The following is a 17,742-nucleotide window of genomic DNA, read 5'->3' on the forward strand; positions in this document are numbered from 1 at the left end:
GGAGCATAAAGCGCCATAGCGTCACCTCGCCCAAGCCCTTCAATTCTTGGTTTGCGAGAGGATATCTATGAGCGGTTCTATCAAGCGTTTTAGTTTTGGCAGACATCCGGTTGTTATTGATTTCGGATCTAGTGCTGAATATACTGGTTCTTCAGTGCTGGTTCATGTTGGACAGAGCGCCGTCCTGGCAACTTGTCATGTGCACCCCCCTTCTTTTCAGTCTCGCCCACCAGGCTTAGTTATTTCGTTTGTTGAGCGAAGCTATGCGCGTGGCCAAATTTCCGATGACTCAAAAATTCAACAAGCAGAACTAAACAATGCGGATCGGAGCAGACTTCTAGAGCTCCAGTCAATGCTGAACGGCACCCTTCCCGATAATCACGAGTTAAGAATAGAGCTAAACCTGCTGGTCTTTTCACGTGACCCTCAAGTCGAGCCGATTGTCGCTGGTGTCATTGCAGCAAGTTGCGCGCTAGGAATTACCTTAACGCCGCAGGCAGACCCTATAGTTCTGGCGCGTTTAGCGAAAATAAATGGCGCTTTCTGTACTAATCCTAGTAATAGCACGATTGAAAAGTCGCAATGCGACCTGTGGATTTACGGAAGCTCTTCACAAACCAGTCAAGTGCGCGGAAATGCCAATGAACTTGACGAATCAGAGCTGATTTGTGCAATTGAGTTTGGGCAGAGTGAAATTCGCAGAGTAAGCAATTCGATAAAAGAATGGATCATAGAGCACTCAACCAGCAATACGCATTTTACGAAAACTGTCAAAACACCACTGAAAAGAAAAATTGCAGCTCTCGCTAAAACATCACTGAAGAAGATTTTCCAGGAAGTTGAAAAAAAAGATCTGTCAAGTCAGCTGAGCAACTTACAAAAGGCGGTGGAGATAGCGATCTGCATTAACGAAATCGATGAAAGCCGAAAAAATATAGTAGCCGTTTATTTCTGCCAATGCGTACAAGAGACTCTCAGGGAACACTATTTAAAAATAGCATCATCAAGTGATGTTCATGAGCCTACCAGGCTTCATACGAGAAAGGTTAAGGCGCACCTGTTTCCGAGAACGCATGGATCTGCGAGTTATACGGTTGGAGATCACTGCGCGATTGCACTCACGACCTTGGGTAGAGACCACTCTTCCTTAAATGGTCAATACGTTGAAGAAAAGAATAGCTTTAATGTGCACATTCATAGCTTTGCGGATGATACAGGCGCTGGATGCCAAAGCCCTACACGTGCTCTAGATACCGGTCGCTGGGTAGCCGACACCTTGAGATCCGTAGTGCCAAAATTAGATATATTCCCCTACGTAATCCAAGTAGATGTAGAACAAGTAGGAATGCACTCAAGTTCACCGGATGAGATTTTGTGCGCGGCAATGCTATCTATGTTAGATGCAGGAGTTCCGCTATTTTCTGTAGTCGGCGCAGTAGAGGTAGGTGTGATTTGTTCGCCCTCGCAACTTATACCGCTGATTGATCCCGACGATCTCGAAAAAGCTTCTTGTAATGTCGTTGGCACCGTCGCTGGAACCATGACTGGTATTGCTGGCATTGATTTGCGAAGCGAAACTCTTCTCACAAGAGAAATATTGCAGGATTTATTGAGTCAAGCCAAGCAGGCACGCTTTTCGTTGATTGCACTTATGGAAGAGTCTATTGGCACTCCGAAAGAACTGAGTAAATTCGCGCCTAGAGTACAGATTCTGAAGATATCCTCACGTAAGACTGGGCAATTAGTAGGCCGTGGTGGCAGCGTTGTAAAAGCGATCTGTCAGCAAACTTATAGTAATGTCGAAGTTTTTCCAGACGGAACCGTTCGAGTAAGTGCAAGTAATGATAACAGTTTGCAAAATGCAATAATCGCAATCCAAAAAACTCTCAAGCCGCTTAAGCCGGGTCAGGTTTTTGAGGGCGTGGTGAGCGGTATACAGGAGAATGGTTTATTGATCAATTTGTCTCCTGGACGCGACGGTTTCCTCCCTCGTGAGCAATTATTGAATGCTCATCTCCCAGTGAGAGAACAATTCAAGATAGGCGAATGCATTCGTGTAGTGTGCGAATCAGTCAATCATAATGGTCAAGGACAACTATCTGTCAAGGCGTTACATCATGAGAACACTGGCAATAGCAGATACTAATATTTTCATGGATGATTACTATAAAAATAATTTAAAAGTCGTATGTTTTATTGAGGAGGTTTGGTGGCAATTTACAGTTATGATGTTGTCATTATCGGGTCAGGCCCGGCGGGAGAAGGTGCTGCCATGAATTCCGCAAAAAATGGCCGCAAGGTTGCCGTTGTGGATAGTCGTCCTCAAGTTGGTGGAAACTGTACCCACCTTGGAACTATTCCTTCAAAAGCTTTACGACATTCCGTTCGCCAAATAATGCAGTTCAACAACAATCCAATGTTTAGAGAAATCGGGGAGCCACGCTGGTTCTCATTTCCAGACGTATTAAAAAGTGCGGAACAAGTCATAAATAAACAAGTTACATCACGCACGAGCAATTACGCTCGCAATCGGGTCGATACCTTCTTTGGCAAAGCTAGTTTTGCAGACGAACAAACTTTAAATATAATTTGCGCTGGAGGGGAGGTAGAGACGCTTATAGCGAAGAAAATTGTGATAGCCACAGGGTCTCGCCCCTACCGTCCGGCAGATGTGGATTTCTCCCACGCGCGAATATACGACAGCGATACAATTCTGAGTCTCAATCACACGCCGCGAAAGCTTATTATTTATGGCGCGGGAGTGATTGGGTGTGAATATGCGTCAATATTTAGTGGGCTAGGAGTTATGGTTGACTTAATTGACAATCGCGAACAACTGCTCAGTTTTCTAGACGATGAAATTTCAGATGCTCTTAGCTACCATCTTCGGAATAATAACGTTGTAATTCGACACAACGAGGAGTACGAGAGCATCGAGGTACTTGATGGCTCCGTAATCCTGCATTTGAAATCCGGGAAAAAAATCAAAGCGGACGCGTTGCTATGGTGTAACGGACGCTCAGGAAATACCGAAGATCTCATGCTCGAGAATATCGGGATTGAATCCAACAGCCGTGGTCAAATTCGAGTTGACCAGGACTATCGTACCGAAGTCCCGAATGTCTTTGCTGCCGGGGATGTGATTGGTTGGCCTAGTCTCGCTAGTGCGGCGTATGACCAAGGACGGTCAGCAGCTGAAAATCTGATTGAAAGCGGAAGTTGGAGGTTTGTTAATGACGTGCCTACAGGGATCTATACCATACCCGAGATTAGCTCTGTAGGAAAAACTGAACGAGAGCTAACTGACGCCAAAATACCTTATGAAGTAGGTAAAGCCTTTTTCAAGTCTATGGCACGAGCACAAATTTCCGTTGAGCCAGTAGGCATGCTAAAAATTCTATTTCATCGTGATACCTTGGAGTTAGTAGGTGTACATTGCTTTGGCTATCAAGCAGCAGAAATCGTTCATATTGGACAGGCGATAATGAATCAAAGAGACTCCGCAAATACTTTAAAATACTTCGTAAATACGACTTTCAATTATCCGACCATGGCAGAGGCTTATCGAGTCGCCGCGTTCGACGGACTCAGTAGGCTTTTTTAATTGTTTCATGTGGAGCTCTAGAAAATCTAATAAAGAGATTTGCTAAATGTAGATCCATAATTCAGAGCTTTTCCAGCACGTGCCTAACTTTCCTTTATAGCGCCAAGTAAGAGGATAAATGATGCGCAAACTAACTTTTAGATCTCCTAGGCAAGACCTCCTAGCTAGACGGCAGCTACTGGGCAATTTGTTGAATAGGCTGGAGGTTGAACGTTCCAATCGATCATTTAATTTAATACTTGAAAACAGCAGTTATCAGCTGGAACTTGACGAACACTACTGGCTTGCTAATGCAAGCTACACGCAGTTGACACTTGAGCATAATAGTCTCTGTTCAGCGCTTAGCCGCCAGACCTCCACCACCGAAAATCTAGACACACGCAGTCAAAAAACTTCACTACCGGGATCAGCTCAAGAGGATAGGCCTTCACACCACACTCGAGAAAACTCAGATGATATGATCATCCCTGGCAGAATTTATCAAGGGCACGTCTTTAGGTTAAAGGCAGGTTTCGCTTGTATATCTTTACCATATGGATGCTATGGAACGCTGCAACTACCTGAAGTTGCCGATCAACCGTTAGGTCAGCTGTATGAATATCTAAACTTGGGAGACTCAATATCTGTGAGGGTCATCAATGTTGACGACCGAGGTCAAATCAGTCTCAGTATGAGAGATATACCTGAGTATCATTACAAATGACTTTAGCGCATAGCGAAAGAAATGGATATTCAGACCCTAGGGTTCAAGGTTAGTCGTAAAAAATTGGCTGCATTTGCAAATTTTTCTCCCTGAGACGATCAGATATCTGTTACAATTCTCTCAAATTCAATGTCAGGCAATCCAAAGACAACATGATGAATTTCTGCTCCTTTCTGGTTGTTAGTCCACCTTAGACAGCCATCCCCCCTCGCTTTAGCGCCGCATGTTTGCATTTTAGAATGCAGGCTTTTGGCACTCCACCGTCGCCACGCACGACGGTAATTTTACATGTCATCTAATCACCATCAAGGCAATGCTGTTCGTTCTCTGCTGAGTAGACTGGTGTATATCCGGAAATTCCTGCTCAGCAGTTAACCTTTGATGCATTCCTGCGCTTGGTGTATTTGGATTTTTGAAATGGGGGTCTAATGCCGCCAATTTTAAGCTTTGCTCTGATGCATCACCGTCTTTTCTTAATGCATTGCCTGGACTCGGTAGTGCGCGCCATATTCATAAGAAAGCTCGGTATTCCACCATAGTCAGGCAGGCCCACTTCTGAAGCTAAGCTCACTGTTGCATTCCTGTAAACACGGGTGCACGTTTAGCTTAAAGGAGAAGGCTTTTTTGCCACTAAATGAATTCAGTTCAGGCTTTTGGCCTCGGCCTGTTAGCCCCCTATTACTAAATTAAAAGACAAATGCTATGTAGCTAAAATATGCCATAAATACTCGATGGAAACTTTTTAATAGGTATCCAATTTTTAGTGCATCTATTTACGGGGAATCGAATGCTTCAAATAATAAAGCAATCTTGGCTGTCCAATATAAGAGGCGATTTGCTGGCCGGTATCGTCGTAGCCCTTGCGCTGATTCCAGAGGCAATAGCATTCTCGATCATCGCAGGGGTCGATCCGAAAGTGGGGCTCTACGCTTCATTTTGTATCTCTGTTGTCATCGCCTTTGTAGGGGGAAGACCAGGGATGATTACCGCAGCAACAGGTGCCATGGCGCTATTAATGGTTACCTTGGTAAAAGATCACGGGCTACAGTATCTTCTTGCTACGACGTTGCTAACAGGTGTCTTGCAAATTATAGCCGGATACTTGAAGCTTGGAAGTTTGATGCGGTTTGTCTCTCGCTCTGTGGTCACAGGTTTTGTTAACGCATTAGCCATTCTGATTTTTATGGCTCAACTGCCAGAATTAACCAATGTTACATGGCACGTTTATGTTATGACGCTGGCGGGGCTGGGCATCATCTACCTGTTCCCTCATGTGCCCAAGATCGGAAAACTCCTTCCGTCGCCCTTGGTCTGCATCATCGTATTGACCGCAATTGCCATATACCTTGGGCTTGATATCCGCACCGTAGGAGACATGGGTTCGTTACCGGACACTCTGCCGTTCTTCCTTTGGCCGGATGTGCCGCTCAATCTCGAAACGTTGGCGATTATCTTTCCTTACTCAGCAGCTCTTGCAGTGGTCGGCTTGTTAGAGTCGATGATGACCGCAACAATCATCGACGACTTGACTGATACACCGAGTAATAAAAACCGCGAATGCAAAGGCCAAGGGATTGCAAATATCGCGTCGGGCCTCTTAGGTGGTATGGCCGGATGCGCAATGATCGGCCAGTCAATCATCAATGTGAAATCTGGAGGACGCACACGTCTATCATCCTTGGCAGCAGGTGTTTTCCTGTTGCTTATGGTGGTATTCCTAGGCGAGTGGCTTGCGCAGATTCCGATGGCCGCGTTGGTAGCCGTGATGATCATGGTAGCTATTGGAACCTTTAGTTGGGACTCACTGCGCAACCTGAAAAAGCATCCGTTATCGACCAATATTGTCATGGTAGCCACTGTTATCGTGGTTGTCGCAACACACAACCTTGCTTACGGCGTGCTGGTAGGTGTGTTGCTTGCGGCAATGTTTTTTGCCAACAAGATCGGCCATTACATGGACATAAGCTCTGAAATCGACGAACACGGGAACGAACGTAGATACTCTGTGGTTGGTCAGGTATTTTTCAACTCGGCGGACAAATTTGTTGATTCGTTTGACTTCAAAGAAGCGTTGGAAAAGGTCGTCATTGACCTCACCCTTGCACACTTTTGGGACATTACAGCGGTTGCTGCTTTGGACAAAGTCGTCATCAAATTCCGGCGTGAAGGCACTGAGGTTGAGGTGCTGGGCCTTAATGAGGCTAGTGCGACTATCGTTGACCGTTTCGGAGTCCACGATAAACCTGACGCTATCGATCAGTTGATGGGCCACTGATTCATGGAGCATTCGATGACTCACGTTATGGCCTGCATTGATGGTTCAGCATCATCAACTGCAGTATGTGATTATGCTGCATGGGCAAGTGTTCGCCTGGCCGCGCCGCTGACCTTTTTACACGCATTGACAGAAGAATCTGCTCCTCCCTCAGATCTCAGCGGCACCCTTGGCATCGGCATTCGAAAGCGACTGCTGCACGATCTTGCAAAACTCGATGAACAACGTACTGCCCTAGCAAAAGACCATGGAAATTATCTGCTTGAGGCAGCGAAGCACCGTGTAGACCAACTTGGTATCGTGCACCCCCAAGGCCGGCAGCGCCATGGACGTTTAGTTGACTGCATTCAAGAACTTGAAAGCGAAATCAGGCTGTTGGTTATTGGGCGAAACGGACACGGCAGAGAAGCGCCAAGCGAGCACATCGGAATACAGGTAGAGAATGTCATTCTAAAACTCAAACGGCCCGTGCTCGTAACGCCCTCCCAGTTCAATATACCTAGAAGCTTTTTGTTGGTTTTCGATGGAGGCGAGACGGGCCTTAAAAGTGTTGAGACGATTGCGCAAAGTCCATTTTTGAGGGGGCTTCGATGCCACATATTGATGATCGATCAGGAATCAGAAACGGCTTGGCGTGAGGTCGATATAGCAAGAAACTTACTACAGAATGAAAACTTCAGTGTGCAGGCAGCGGTAATGCCTGGAGAGGTTGCAGTCGTTACTGAGCGCTATTGTGAGGAGGAGAGAATAGACCTGTTGGTAATGAGCTCATCCGGACACTCCAAAATCCAAAATTTTTTTGTCGGTAGTGCAACAAGTAAAACCTTGCGTAAAGCAACAATTCCCATGCTGTTCTTACGTTAGCTTCTAGCCGCCGAGAAGGTGCTGCGCTGACGGCCACACATTGGAAAAGGTTGCCTCGTACATATTTTTCGAGGCCACCCATGTTTGAAGCTCTTCTTAATAAGAGGCATAACACGGGATTTAATCAATGACTCAGAAATCACTAACAAATCCATCGACAGCATTTATCTCTCCTAACTCCAACATTCATAGGATGACTGTTGAATTGCTTGAGCAAGCAGATATACGCATTGGCGGTAATCGTCCTTGGGATATGCACCTTAAAGCGAGTAACGTTCCTGAACGAGCATTTGCACATGGAAGCTTGGGGCTGGGTGACGCTTACATGGATGGTGACTGGGATGCAGAAAGTCTAGACGAGTTTTTCTGTCACCTCCTACGGGCGCATCTCGATCAGCATGTGCAGCCTTTCAAGCTTGTGTTTCATGCGCTGCGCGTCCGGTTGCTTAACCGCCAGAGTACAACGCGAGCTTGGCAGGTGGGCGAAGCACATTACGATTTAGGCAACGATTTCTATGCTGCCATGCTTGATCCAAGAATGGCTTATACCTGCGGCTACTGGGAAAACGCTAGCAATCTTGCAGAAGCTCAGGAAGCCAAGCTCGAATTGATTTGCAGAAAACTTAAACTGGAACCTGGAATGCGAGTCCTTGACATCGGCTGCGGCTGGGGGAGCTTTATGGGGTACGCCGCTGAACACTACGGTGTCGAGTGCGTAGGGGTGACCATCTCTAAAGAACAGGCTGAATGGGCAAAAAAACGTTACGCTGGATTGCCACTGGAATTCAGGTTGCAGGATTATCGAGAAGTAAATGGCGCTTTTGACCGAGTCGTCAGCGTAGGGATGTTCGAGCATGTCGGACGTAAAAATCACAGGGAGTTTATGGAGGTCGCATCGCGTTGCCTTGTAAATGACGGATTGTGCCTTTTGCACACCATAGGTAAAAATGAGCGAAACACTACGCCAGACCCGTGGATCGATAAGTACATTTTTCCGAATGGTGACCTGCCATCAATCGGCCAGATCGGGGATGCTGCCGGCGGACTTTTTGTGGTCGAGGATTTACACAACTTTGGCGCTGACTACGACAAGACCTTGATGGCTTGGCACGCCAACTTTGAAGCCGCATGGCCACAATTTTCAGCAGAGTTAGGTGACCGATTCTACCGAATGTGGCGCTACTACCTGTTGTCGTGTGCTGGAGCGTTTCGTGCGCGGGATATTCAGCTCTGGCAGTGGGTTCTCTCAAAAGAAGGCGTCATGGGCGGCTACTTGAGGCCGACTCTGAGCACCGAAATATAACCGGTGCAATCGTACTGGCCCGGATCGCCGCTCGATGGAGCGCACGATCTGGAGGTTCACAGCCATGCGAGGTTGATCTTCATATCCGAGCGGAGGCTCAGCATGACTGGCCTCCACGATGAATACTCAATCCGTATTGACGTTCTGATAGAGCATCAGTCGTGAGGTCTCATGCAGACCTCGCGTCAACGCGAGCAGACGACGAAATTCTTCAGGGTGTTGGTCAGCAACGTCCTTTAGTGGTTCTTGCGAAGCAATATCATGCAGGCTTGGTTGACTACCATCGTGCTGCATTTGCAGAAGAAAGTCCTTTGTCACGCCACCGATCAGCGGGAACGTACCCTCTCTAAGCACCAGAGGAACCACCCGCTCTCCTTCTGTAGCTGGCTGCTGTATATCTCGCCCCATCGCTCCGTTGCGAAACTCAATACCGGCCATGCCGAGGACACTGGGCAGCAGGTCGACCAAACCAACAGCTTCTTCAATCACTCTTGGTTCCAGCAGTTTCGGAGCGTGGATCAGCAAGGGCACATGATTGCTCTCAAGCCCCAGTTTTTCGAATGCCGGTGGCATATGCGGGATCTGGCTGATACGTGTATTGTGGTCACCAAACATGACAAAAATCGTGTTCTCGTACCAACCGCCTTCTTGAGCAATTTCCATCAGGCGCCCAATGTTGAAGTCCAACAGGCGTACCGCGTTGTATTGAGCCACGCTGCGAGAGCCCGCGTTCTGCACGGTTTCCAAAGGTAAATCAAGCACCTCGAAGCCGTCGTTCTCATTGGGGATGGTAAAAGGCCGATGGTTACCCGCAGTCTGGATATAGGCAAAGAAGGGTTTGCCCTCAGCCTGCCGGCGAAGGATCTTGTCGCTTTCCTTGAACAGATCCAAATCCGAAACACCCCAGACGTCGACGATTGGTGATTTCCAGTGACGTTCTTCCAACAGCTGGATATCGTCGATGCTCTGACGAATCAAGGCATTCATATTGGCCCAGCCTGAATTACCGCCGATCATGTAATACTTGTCGTAACCCTGCATTGCATTGATCAAGCTGTGCTGACGAGTGATTAGGGGGTTGCGCGTTGCCGTTTCCTGACGAGAGACGTCAGGTACGCCGGAGATACTGGCCCATACGGTTTTCGCTGTTCCGGTAACTGGCACATAGAAGTTCTTGAAGAACCAGCTCTCTTTAGCCAGTCGATCAATATTCGGGGTGGGATTCAGCGGATTGCCATAAGCACCCACCGCGCTGGTGCCCAAGGATTCGAGCATGATGAAAACCACATTCGGTTGCTGCTCGCCCGCGATAGCGTAGGGCTGCGGGGGCTGCAAGCGACTAAAATTCAGGCTTTTTATGTCAGGCTGGTCGACCCCTAAATAGTGGCTTACAACCTCGTAGTGTGCTGCGACCTGCTCCCGATCATAGGGCTTACTGGGTACCCTCAAAGTGTCGTAGAGAAAAATCACCGGGTTCAGGCCTAAAGCTGAAATTTGGTTGTCGCCAGAGAAGAAGGCGTCGCTCCAACGAAGCGGTACCGGGTTTTCCAGATTGATGTTCTCGACGCGGCCCAGAATACCGAGGAAGACAGCCACTACCATCAGGGCGCTGCCCCAGGTCAGAGAGAGTCGGCTGATGGGCTTTGCCGGACGATCCAGGGTCACTCGCTCAAGACGCAGCAATAGCCAAAAAATCACGGCTGTAACAGCTGCCCAGCCAAGGCTAATCCACACCACAGGATAGGTTTGCCAGACCATGTCTGTTGAGATCTGCGCGTCTTCTAGAAACCGTAATACGGTCGCATTGATGCGCACACCCAGATAGGCGTAGTGACCGAAGTCGACGATATAGATCAACATTACTGCGCCGAGCCCCAGCGCAAGGTAGAGCCGTGCCAACCAGCGAACTACACGTGAGCGTGTCAGATTCCACACCGGCAACCACGCCAGCAGGGCAACGGGTAACATCAGCAGGATTGCCAAGCGAAGGTCAAACCGCAGCCCTATTCCGAGGGTTTCCGGTACTGCCTTAACTTCGCTCACAGCGCTGGCTGCGAATCCCGAGAAACCTATGAAGAACAGCCCGCGCAATGCCGCCAGCGTTACGAAAAGGATGGCTACTGCACCAACCCAGTAGTGCAAGCGCCTCGAGTGAAGCCAACCCATCGTTTGAATCCTCAATCTATAGAACTATCAATGTGGTTTTGCCTAGCCATCAAACACGTATCGGCAGCGTGAACTCTCGTCGTGCGGACAAGCCGCGCCAGATCATCTTAATCGCGTATCCAATCAACGCTCCCCAGCAGTAGAGAGCAATGAATGGGTCGAGCAAATAGTCCCAGTAATTCGGGGAAGGTTTAACGCCCAAGCTGAAGGCCAAAGTGGCCAGGCCGAACATGCAGGCCCCCAGCCAGTTTCTCCACACCATCAGCCCCAACGTCGTCGCGCCGATAATCATGATCAACGGTCGCGGGTTGTAACCCAGTCGATATGGATCAAAGTAGGTCATCCCCATCGTGGCCGGATAGAGAAAGAGGGCCAGCGCCGCTAAAGGGATCAGTAGCTGCAAGCGAGCCGTTCTATCCTGCCTCGTCGCTAGTCCTATACGTACCGCAGCAGCAAATCCCAGCGCCACAAGGGACGTGATGGCAATATCGTCCGTGAAGCTGCGAACGTAGGCTGCTAACGAGAGCCCATTTATTGAAATAAAGCTGACTCCCAGCAAGACGAGCAGCCATATCACTTGCGTACCTGGACGTAGGCCAAATCTTGGAGTAACAACGAATGCGAGTAGCGCGAGGGTCAAATGCGCTTGCCAAAGATCAAGCATCAGAGCTGCTCCTCTAGCCAGGCATCATTGAAGCTGACATGTTTTATGAACGTGTTATTCCATGAGTAAACGAGGTGATAGAGACCCTCGGCACTCTTGATAAAATAGGGATATTCATATTCGAAATTGCAACCGGTTTCTTCGCAGACACGCTGGTCAAGGTTCACCAAGAACTTATCAACAAGCATTTCTCTTCGAGGGCCACTGGATAGGCGGAACTTGTCGCCGATGATTTCCCGGTATGCTTCAGCGCTAAACGGATTACCTTCTGGGTCGGGAGACTCATCCAAATTGATCAAAGGCTTCCAGAAATCCAACCTAGAGTTAGTGCCCATTAGGCGAAGTCGGAATCGTCCGTCCTTCAGATCATTCAAAGCGACCAACAAGCCGTTATTAGGTGTTGCCACTGCAGCAAGTGATGAGTTTGGGTTAGCAGGGTCAAGTGGATAAGGCTCACTCCAAGTATGCCCTGCATCCTCCGTTCGGCTCGCGAGCACTTTGTGGAAGGTGTCGCCGGCGTAACGCAACATGGCGACCGCGTTACGCTCATCCATGGGCACAACTGTAGGCTGCAATGAGTGCTTACCTCTGCTGATTCTGCTTTTATCAATCACACTCCCTGTGGGACTGATGTAAAGATACTCAGCAAATTTCCCCAAAAACTCATGGTAGACAGGTAAACCGATGGTGCCATCCTGATGAAATATCGGAGCATTGCGTACGAGCGTGCTGATGTTCAAAAAGGGAGTCGTAATTAGTTGCTGAGGGGGTGACCAATTTTTACCCAAATCGTCCGAGTACATTGCATTGATTGCGCTTCCAGCCCAACCACCTACTGAGACTGACACGTAGAAGAGCCACAGACGGTTATCGGGCGCCAAGGCAATAACCGGATTGCCCAATTTGCGTATGTATTTTTGAGTCGCACTCTGGGTCGACTCTCGCGTCGCAAGAACGAGTTCATCACCCCATTCAGCAGTTTCTGTGTCGTAGCGAGCGCCGCGAACCTGTACATCGGCTGCACCTTCTCGTGAGCCAGCAAACCATACAGCCATTAGACCGCCATCTGGCAGTGCCGCCACCGACGAGGCGTGTACAAATTCTTCAAGATCCGAGGAGGCAAATCTGCTGCTGTAAAAAGGTGCCTGAGCGCTAGCTCCGTTTTGATCGACATTTGCTGAGACGGAAAAACCCGAGATAGGGCGATCAGGATGGAGCCACCAAGCAGCAGCAAATACAGCAAAAATCGGGAGAGCAAGAGCCGAGCTGAGAAAAATATTGTTCAAGCGCATTTATAAACCATTTATACACAAACACACGACGCTCCTGATTAATAAGCAGGAAGCGACCGGACACATACCTCAGCGGAGGAGGCATGGCGAAGTGGTGTTTGCGTGGTTTCTACAAGGGCCTGACTCAACTCAAAATGAGAACGAAATGACTAGATGCTTAACAACGGGGCCAAATCATCGCCCAGCAGTCCCCTAGACGCAACCGCAACTACCTGTCTTGAGGTATCGATTTGTTACCATGGATTTCGAGTTTGGCAATCATTACCGCACGTAATATCCAGCTCTCCTGCGTGATCACAAGCACAGATGCTATGCCAGACACTGTCTAGATCGAGGGCGTGACTATTTATCGACACCTCTGTTAGGTTTGATCCATGGAATGCCAGCAATGCGTCAACGCACACAAATTTTAGGCCGTCGGATAGCTGGCATGGGCGGTCTTCCTTCCGCCAATCCACAGCCGTTTTCGTGAGTTCCAACCGGCAGCGTTCACGGAGGTGCCTCGCACCTAACGCCCCTAGACTGCATTAGTAGGCATTGCCATGAGTGATGAGATTAAATTGAGACACGCTCGCGATTTGCTACTTGCCCGCTTGGTTGAATTGGAAAATTTTGAGTCCTCAGCACAATCACGCGAGTCCATAGAGCTAGATCAAAGCAAGGTAGGTAGACTCTCGCGCATGGATGCGTTGCAGCAACAAGCCATGCTGGACGCCAACCGAGCCCGAGGTAGGGGTGAGCGACTACGTATTGAGGCCGCGCTTCGAAGAGTTGACGAAGGCCTATATGGCTATTGCGTCGAGTGCGACGAGCTAATAGCTCAAGGCAGGCTGGATTTCGATCCAGCCACTGCGCTGTGCATTGGATGCGCTCAACAAGTCGAAAAGGGCAACTAAAAACCGCTGAAAAATGCTGAAAAATTGATTCGGCCCCCATCACTCGCTTGAGCTGAAGACCACATGCAACTCATAACTGAAATTGTTCACCCCGAGCTGAAATCCAAACAGGGCAGAGTATTCCGTCGACACGCAGCACGCGGCATAGTGATGCGGAATGAACAGATCCTGTTGCTGTTCACCGAGCGCTATAACGATTTCAGCTTTCCTGGCGGCGGCCTTGATTGTGACGAAGACATTGTCGCAGGCCTGAAGCGTGAGCTTGAGGAAGAGACTGGTGCTCGTGAAATTCAGGTGCTCCAGCACTACGGCTATATTGAGGAGTACCGGCCCTACTGGAAGCCACAGTACGATCTGATGCACATGACCTCGCATTTTTATCAATGCGAAGTAGCGCCCCAGCTAGAGCCCGTGAGAATGGAAAGCCACGAAATCGCTAATGGTATGCGGCCTGTCTGGATCAACCTGCATGAAGCCATCACGCACAATGAAGCCGTTATGCAGCGTCAGGATTCATCGATGGGGCAGTCCATTCAGCGCGAAACTTTCATGCTGAAAAAAGTTGCTACGGAGTTGCTGGTGCAAATCAGCCGTTAAGGGGGGGATGGGCGAGTGAACATCGTTCCTTCATTCCCTGCGTGTGTTTCCCCGGATATTTGATGATCGGAGCAGCTGAGGCCCAGCATAATGCAAGAACCTCAGCGCGATCCTCCGACAGAGGCATTTGAATCTGGCGTAAGTCTATTTGGGGATATATGCAGCAACCGACTTACGAATCTCTTCCCGCGCTTCATCTGCGCTCCCCCAACGGCCCATCTTCACCCACTTGCCCGGCTCCAATGCCTTGTAGCTTTCGAAGAAGTGCTGGATCTGTGCGAGGAGTAATGCAGGGAGGTCTGAGCACTCCTTGACGTCGCGGTACATAGAACTGAGCTTGTCATGAGGTACTGCGATCACCTTGGCATCCGCACCAGCTTCGTCCGTCATGTACATCACACCAACCGGGCGGCTGCGAATGACAACGCCAGGTGACACGGGATAAGGGCAAACCACCAGGACGTCCAGCGGATCACCATCGTCGCTCAGCGTATTCGGGATAAACCCGTAGTTGGCCGGATAGAACATCGGAGTGCTTAGGAAGCGGTCGACGAAAATTTGTCCGCTTGGCTTGTCCACTTCGTTTTTGATCGGAGAGTGGTTTGCAGGAATCTCGACAACGGTGAAAAAGTCATCGGGGATCGCGTTACCAGCAGGGATGTCCGCGTAGCTCATGTTCATAGCTCCGAAGTTGTGGAGGGGGCTGCGCTGGAAGGCGTTTTTCCAAGGGTGCCCATCTCGATTGGCGTCTTAGTGAAAAACACCGATATCTCCTCGGAGTCCAGTCGTGTGAACAACCGTTCTGCCTCATCTTCCGTGATTGCCAAGCGAATCTCCGTGGGTTGATCCGCCAGCTCAAAAAAGTGCGATGAATGCAGTTTTCCGGTGTGCCCAAACCCTTCGATTCCAGTGCAGAGCGTGGCGCCTCGCAAACCCATTTCTTTAGCCACGTCGACGATCCATTCGCCTAGCATCTTTCCCTGATAGCGACGGTTTTGTTGAGTAAAGAAAACGACCATAAAGCCTTTCATTTCTATCTCCTCAGCGAGTACCAATCATTTGGTAGGAAAGAAGTCCGGCAGCGGTCATCGCTAACGAACCTAAGACGTGCAACGCAATTGAGCCGAGCGCCCATAGCAGTCTGCCTTCCTGAATCAAGGCGACCGTTTCGGCTGAAAATGTGGAGAAGGTGGTAAGGCCGCCACAGAAACCCGTGATGATCAGGAGACGCCATTCTGGACTCAGGGTAGGAGAAGCGGCCAAGAAGGCGATGGCCAGGCCAATGATGTAACCCCCAACCATGTTCGCGACCACAGTACCTGGAGGAATCGTCGGGAACAGAGCATTCAGTTTCATGCCCAATATCCAGCGCAACCAGGCTCCCAGTGAGGCACCAATGGCAATGACGATTAATGACTTAGACACAGCAATCTCTCCTCATCAGACCTGTGTGGTTTGACAGGTAGAGGGATGCATGAAAAGCGGGAAGGAAACAGCGGAGTAAAATCATAGCCTGTCCTAAATTGGAGGACAGGGAGGCACACCTACGCACCCTGTCCAGGGTTCACGTAGGCATCATCAGCACAATGCGGTTTAAGGAGGAATGCCATCTCCTAACCTGAGCCTACCGCATCTGAGCAATCGGCATCAATATCCTTTTCGGGCTTCGCAGCGCAGCTCCCACGAGCGCTCAAGCGACGCGTTAGTTGACGGTGGTTTGAGAACGTCCAATGCCGTTTCTGACGTGACTGCTTGGTGTGATGTCGAACGACTGTAACTCCTTGATCATGAGCAGCACCTGGAACGTGTTCCTACTGCGGGTTCGAACAAGGACTCAACAATCGTGCAATCTGGGGTGTTTGAACCCAAGCAAGTTGATTCACACGTGCCAGCCATGGAAAGCAGTTCTACGCGGATCTGCTGCAGCTTAGCGACCTTAGACTCTACTTCTGCCAAGTGTTTCTTGACCACGGACAGTGCGTCAGCACACGGACGATCAGCATCTGCTGCGAGCGCGATGAGTTCTCGTATATCGTCGAGGGGAAAGCCTAACTCACGATTCTGACGGATGAACACGAGTCTTGAACGGTGCTTCTCTGTGTAGATTCGGTGCCTGCCGGTCGACCGCAGGGCCGGCGGTAAAAGGCCTATTTTCTCGTAGTAGCGAATCGTCTCAATGTGGCAACCCGTTGATTTAGACAACGCCCCAATTCCTGACATGCGAATTCCCCAAGCATTTTCTTGAACCTGTAGTGGCTACAGATATTACCCTGCTCAATCGAAAATTGATTTCACGCGTTTAAGGGCATTTCGTGGACAGAGAACAGCTAGAAAAGAACCAGATCCCCGTCTACTTCGTCGCGGTCATTGTCGCGGCTATCGGAGGCCTGCTCGCACCTAATGCCTCTCAAGCGTTAGGTGCGTTGGTGACACCAGCCATCGCTGTGCTGATGTACGCCATGTTTCTACAGATCCCGTTCCTGGATCTCCGTGAAGGGCTCGCAAACAAGCGTTTCATGACGGCGCTGCTCACAGCCAACTTCGTCGCCATCCCCCTGTTGGTTTGGGCGTTGACCATGGGCCTAAAGGATCACGCCGCGATTCTGGTGGGTGCACTGTTGGTCTTGCTGACGCCTTGTATCGACTATGTGGTGGTGTTTACCCATATCGGTAAGGGCGACTCCAAACTGACTCTGGCGGCGACGCCATTACTACTCTTGCTACAGCTGGTTCTACTGCCCCTGTATCTGGCCTTCATGCTGGGTAATGACTCGGCAGTGGTTATATCTGTCGGCCCATTTGTTGAGGCCTTCGTAGTGCTGATCGCTTTGCCCTTGGTCTTGGCGGTAGCAACAGCTGCCGGTGCAAAAAGGTCACGCGTCGTTGAGGGTTGGAACAATGCTTGGGCTTGGATGCCTGTGCCGGCTATGGCGGCTGTATTGGTCGTAGTGATCGGCTCTCAGATTTCAGCGGTGGTCAGAGACATGGACAAGCTGCTGCCCGTCATTCCTGTCTACATTGGTTTCATGCTCATGGCACCATTGGTTGGAGCGCTGGTTGCGCGAGCATTCAAATTGCCGGCCATCACTGCAAGATCAGTAGCGTTCAGTAGCTCGACACGGAACTCGTTGGTGGTTCTGCCCTTGGCACTTGCTCTACCCGAAGAAATCAGAGGGCTAGCTGCGGCAGCAGTCATCACCCAAACGCTGATTGAATTGGTCAGCGAGCTAATTTACATCCGGGTAATTCCTGCATTGGTTTGGCGAGAAGCGTAGCGTCAACCACCACTTGGTGGGGGTGAAGTGGGCCGAGATACCGCCGAGCAGCGCCCCAAGAAGCCCGCACCTGAAGTGCGGGTACCAGTGCGAAGCCGCAGCC

The 17,742-nt window shown here is 49.7% G+C and carries 16 protein-coding genes and 1 riboswitch; of the genes, 9 read left to right on the forward strand and 7 right to left on the reverse strand.

Annotated features, from left to right (window positions below; genetic code table 11):
* Nucleotides 1-67: 67 nt before the first annotated feature.
* The 6 genes from A462_RS33775 to cfa all read left to right on the forward strand — a co-directional run bounded on the left by A462_RS33775 (nucleotide 68) and on the right by cfa (nucleotide 8,749).
* The gene (locus tag A462_RS33775) at nucleotides 68-2,146 is read left to right on the forward strand and encodes a S1 RNA-binding domain-containing protein (RefSeq protein WP_083853245.1); all 2,079 of its coding nucleotides are present in this window, start codon (nucleotides 68-70) and stop codon (nucleotides 2,144-2,146) included.
* Nucleotides 2,147-2,209: 63 nt separating this feature from the next.
* On the forward strand, nucleotides 2,210-3,604 hold the full coding sequence (gene sthA / locus A462_RS06475) for a Si-specific NAD(P)(+) transhydrogenase (RefSeq protein WP_008438029.1): 1,395 nt from the start codon (nucleotides 2,210-2,212) through the stop codon (nucleotides 3,602-3,604).
* Between the two features lie 457 nt (nucleotides 3,605-4,061).
* Nucleotides 4,062-4,307, forward strand: coding sequence for a S1 RNA-binding domain-containing protein (locus tag A462_RS35315; RefSeq protein WP_369124851.1), 246 nt, complete (start codon nucleotides 4,062-4,064; stop codon nucleotides 4,305-4,307).
* Between the two features lie 787 nt (nucleotides 4,308-5,094).
* Nucleotides 5,095-6,582 (forward strand): SulP family inorganic anion transporter, encoded by a 1,488-nt coding sequence (locus A462_RS06470; protein WP_008438030.1) that lies wholly within the window; start codon nucleotides 5,095-5,097, stop codon nucleotides 6,580-6,582.
* Nucleotides 6,583-6,597: 15 nt separating this feature from the next.
* Nucleotides 6,598-7,446, forward strand: a complete 849-nt coding sequence (locus A462_RS33780) for a universal stress protein (RefSeq protein WP_083853246.1) — start codon at nucleotides 6,598-6,600, stop codon at nucleotides 7,444-7,446.
* A 127-nt stretch (nucleotides 7,447-7,573) separates the two neighbouring features.
* Nucleotides 7,574-8,749: a cyclopropane fatty acyl phospholipid synthase gene (gene cfa, locus A462_RS06465; protein ID WP_032899707.1), complete on the forward strand. Its 1,176-nt coding sequence runs from the start codon at nucleotides 7,574-7,576 to the stop codon at nucleotides 8,747-8,749.
* Nucleotides 8,750-8,875: 126 nt separating this feature from the next.
* On the opposite strand, the gene A462_RS06460 is transcribed toward cfa, so the two are convergent.
* Genes A462_RS06460 through A462_RS0132690 form a run of 3 tightly spaced genes read right to left on the reverse strand, consistent with a single transcriptional unit; the run spans nucleotide 8,876 to nucleotide 12,871 of the window.
* Entirely contained in the window at nucleotides 8,876-10,915 is a 2,040-nt protein-coding gene (locus A462_RS06460) for an LTA synthase family protein (RefSeq protein WP_008438033.1), read from the reverse strand.
* Between the two features lie 49 nt (nucleotides 10,916-10,964).
* Complete coding sequence (locus A462_RS06455; protein WP_008438034.1) at nucleotides 10,965-11,579, reverse strand: hypothetical protein; 615 nt, start codon at nucleotides 11,577-11,579, stop codon at nucleotides 10,965-10,967.
* Entirely contained in the window at nucleotides 11,579-12,871 is a 1,293-nt protein-coding gene (locus tag A462_RS0132690; RefSeq protein WP_032899708.1) for a sialidase family protein, read from the reverse strand. Before A462_RS0132690 ends, A462_RS06455 begins: the two co-directional genes overlap by 1 nt.
* 542 nt (nucleotides 12,872-13,413) lie before the next feature.
* Between A462_RS0132690 and A462_RS06450 the strand changes: the two genes are divergently transcribed.
* Both A462_RS06450 and A462_RS06445 read left to right on the forward strand, forming a co-directional pair.
* On the forward strand, nucleotides 13,414-13,767 hold the full coding sequence (locus A462_RS06450; RefSeq protein ID WP_008438036.1) for a TraR/DksA family transcriptional regulator: 354 nt from the start codon (nucleotides 13,414-13,416) through the stop codon (nucleotides 13,765-13,767).
* Nucleotides 13,768-13,830: 63 nt separating this feature from the next.
* Complete coding sequence (locus tag A462_RS06445; RefSeq protein ID WP_008438037.1) at nucleotides 13,831-14,364, forward strand: NUDIX hydrolase; 534 nt, start codon at nucleotides 13,831-13,833, stop codon at nucleotides 14,362-14,364.
* A 144-nt stretch (nucleotides 14,365-14,508) separates the two neighbouring features.
* On the opposite strand, the gene ppa is transcribed toward A462_RS06445, so the two are convergent.
* The 4 genes from ppa to A462_RS35080 form a co-directional block, all read right to left on the reverse strand.
* Entirely contained in the window at nucleotides 14,509-15,039 is a 531-nt protein-coding gene (gene ppa, locus A462_RS06440) for an inorganic diphosphatase (protein WP_008438038.1), read from the reverse strand.
* Nucleotides 15,040-15,041: 2 nt separating this feature from the next.
* Nucleotides 15,042-15,395 (reverse strand): DUF190 domain-containing protein, encoded by a 354-nt coding sequence (locus A462_RS06435; RefSeq protein WP_008438039.1) that lies wholly within the window; start codon nucleotides 15,393-15,395, stop codon nucleotides 15,042-15,044.
* A 10-nt stretch (nucleotides 15,396-15,405) separates the two neighbouring features.
* Nucleotides 15,406-15,789: a fluoride efflux transporter CrcB gene (crcB, locus tag A462_RS06430; RefSeq protein WP_008438048.1), complete on the reverse strand. Its 384-nt coding sequence runs from the start codon at nucleotides 15,787-15,789 to the stop codon at nucleotides 15,406-15,408.
* Between the two features lie 137 nt (nucleotides 15,790-15,926).
* Nucleotides 15,927-15,987, reverse strand: a riboswitch (Fluoride riboswitch).
* 162 nt (nucleotides 15,988-16,149) lie between these two features.
* Nucleotides 16,150-16,584 carry a MerR family transcriptional regulator gene (locus tag A462_RS35080; RefSeq protein WP_008438050.1) on the reverse strand — a complete coding sequence of 145 codons (435 nt, stop codon included), beginning with the start codon at nucleotides 16,582-16,584 and terminating at the stop codon, nucleotides 16,150-16,152.
* A 92-nt stretch (nucleotides 16,585-16,676) separates the two neighbouring features.
* Here A462_RS35080 and A462_RS06425 point away from each other — a divergent pair, with 92 nt between their 5' ends.
* Nucleotides 16,677-17,639, forward strand: a complete 963-nt coding sequence (locus A462_RS06425; protein WP_008438051.1) for an arsenic resistance protein — start codon at nucleotides 16,677-16,679, stop codon at nucleotides 17,637-17,639.
* Nucleotides 17,640-17,742 lie beyond the last annotated feature (103 nt).

This window comes from Pseudomonas sp. Ag1 (assembly GCF_000278565.1).
Taxonomy (GTDB): Bacteria; Pseudomonadota; Gammaproteobacteria; order Pseudomonadales; family Pseudomonadaceae; genus Aquipseudomonas.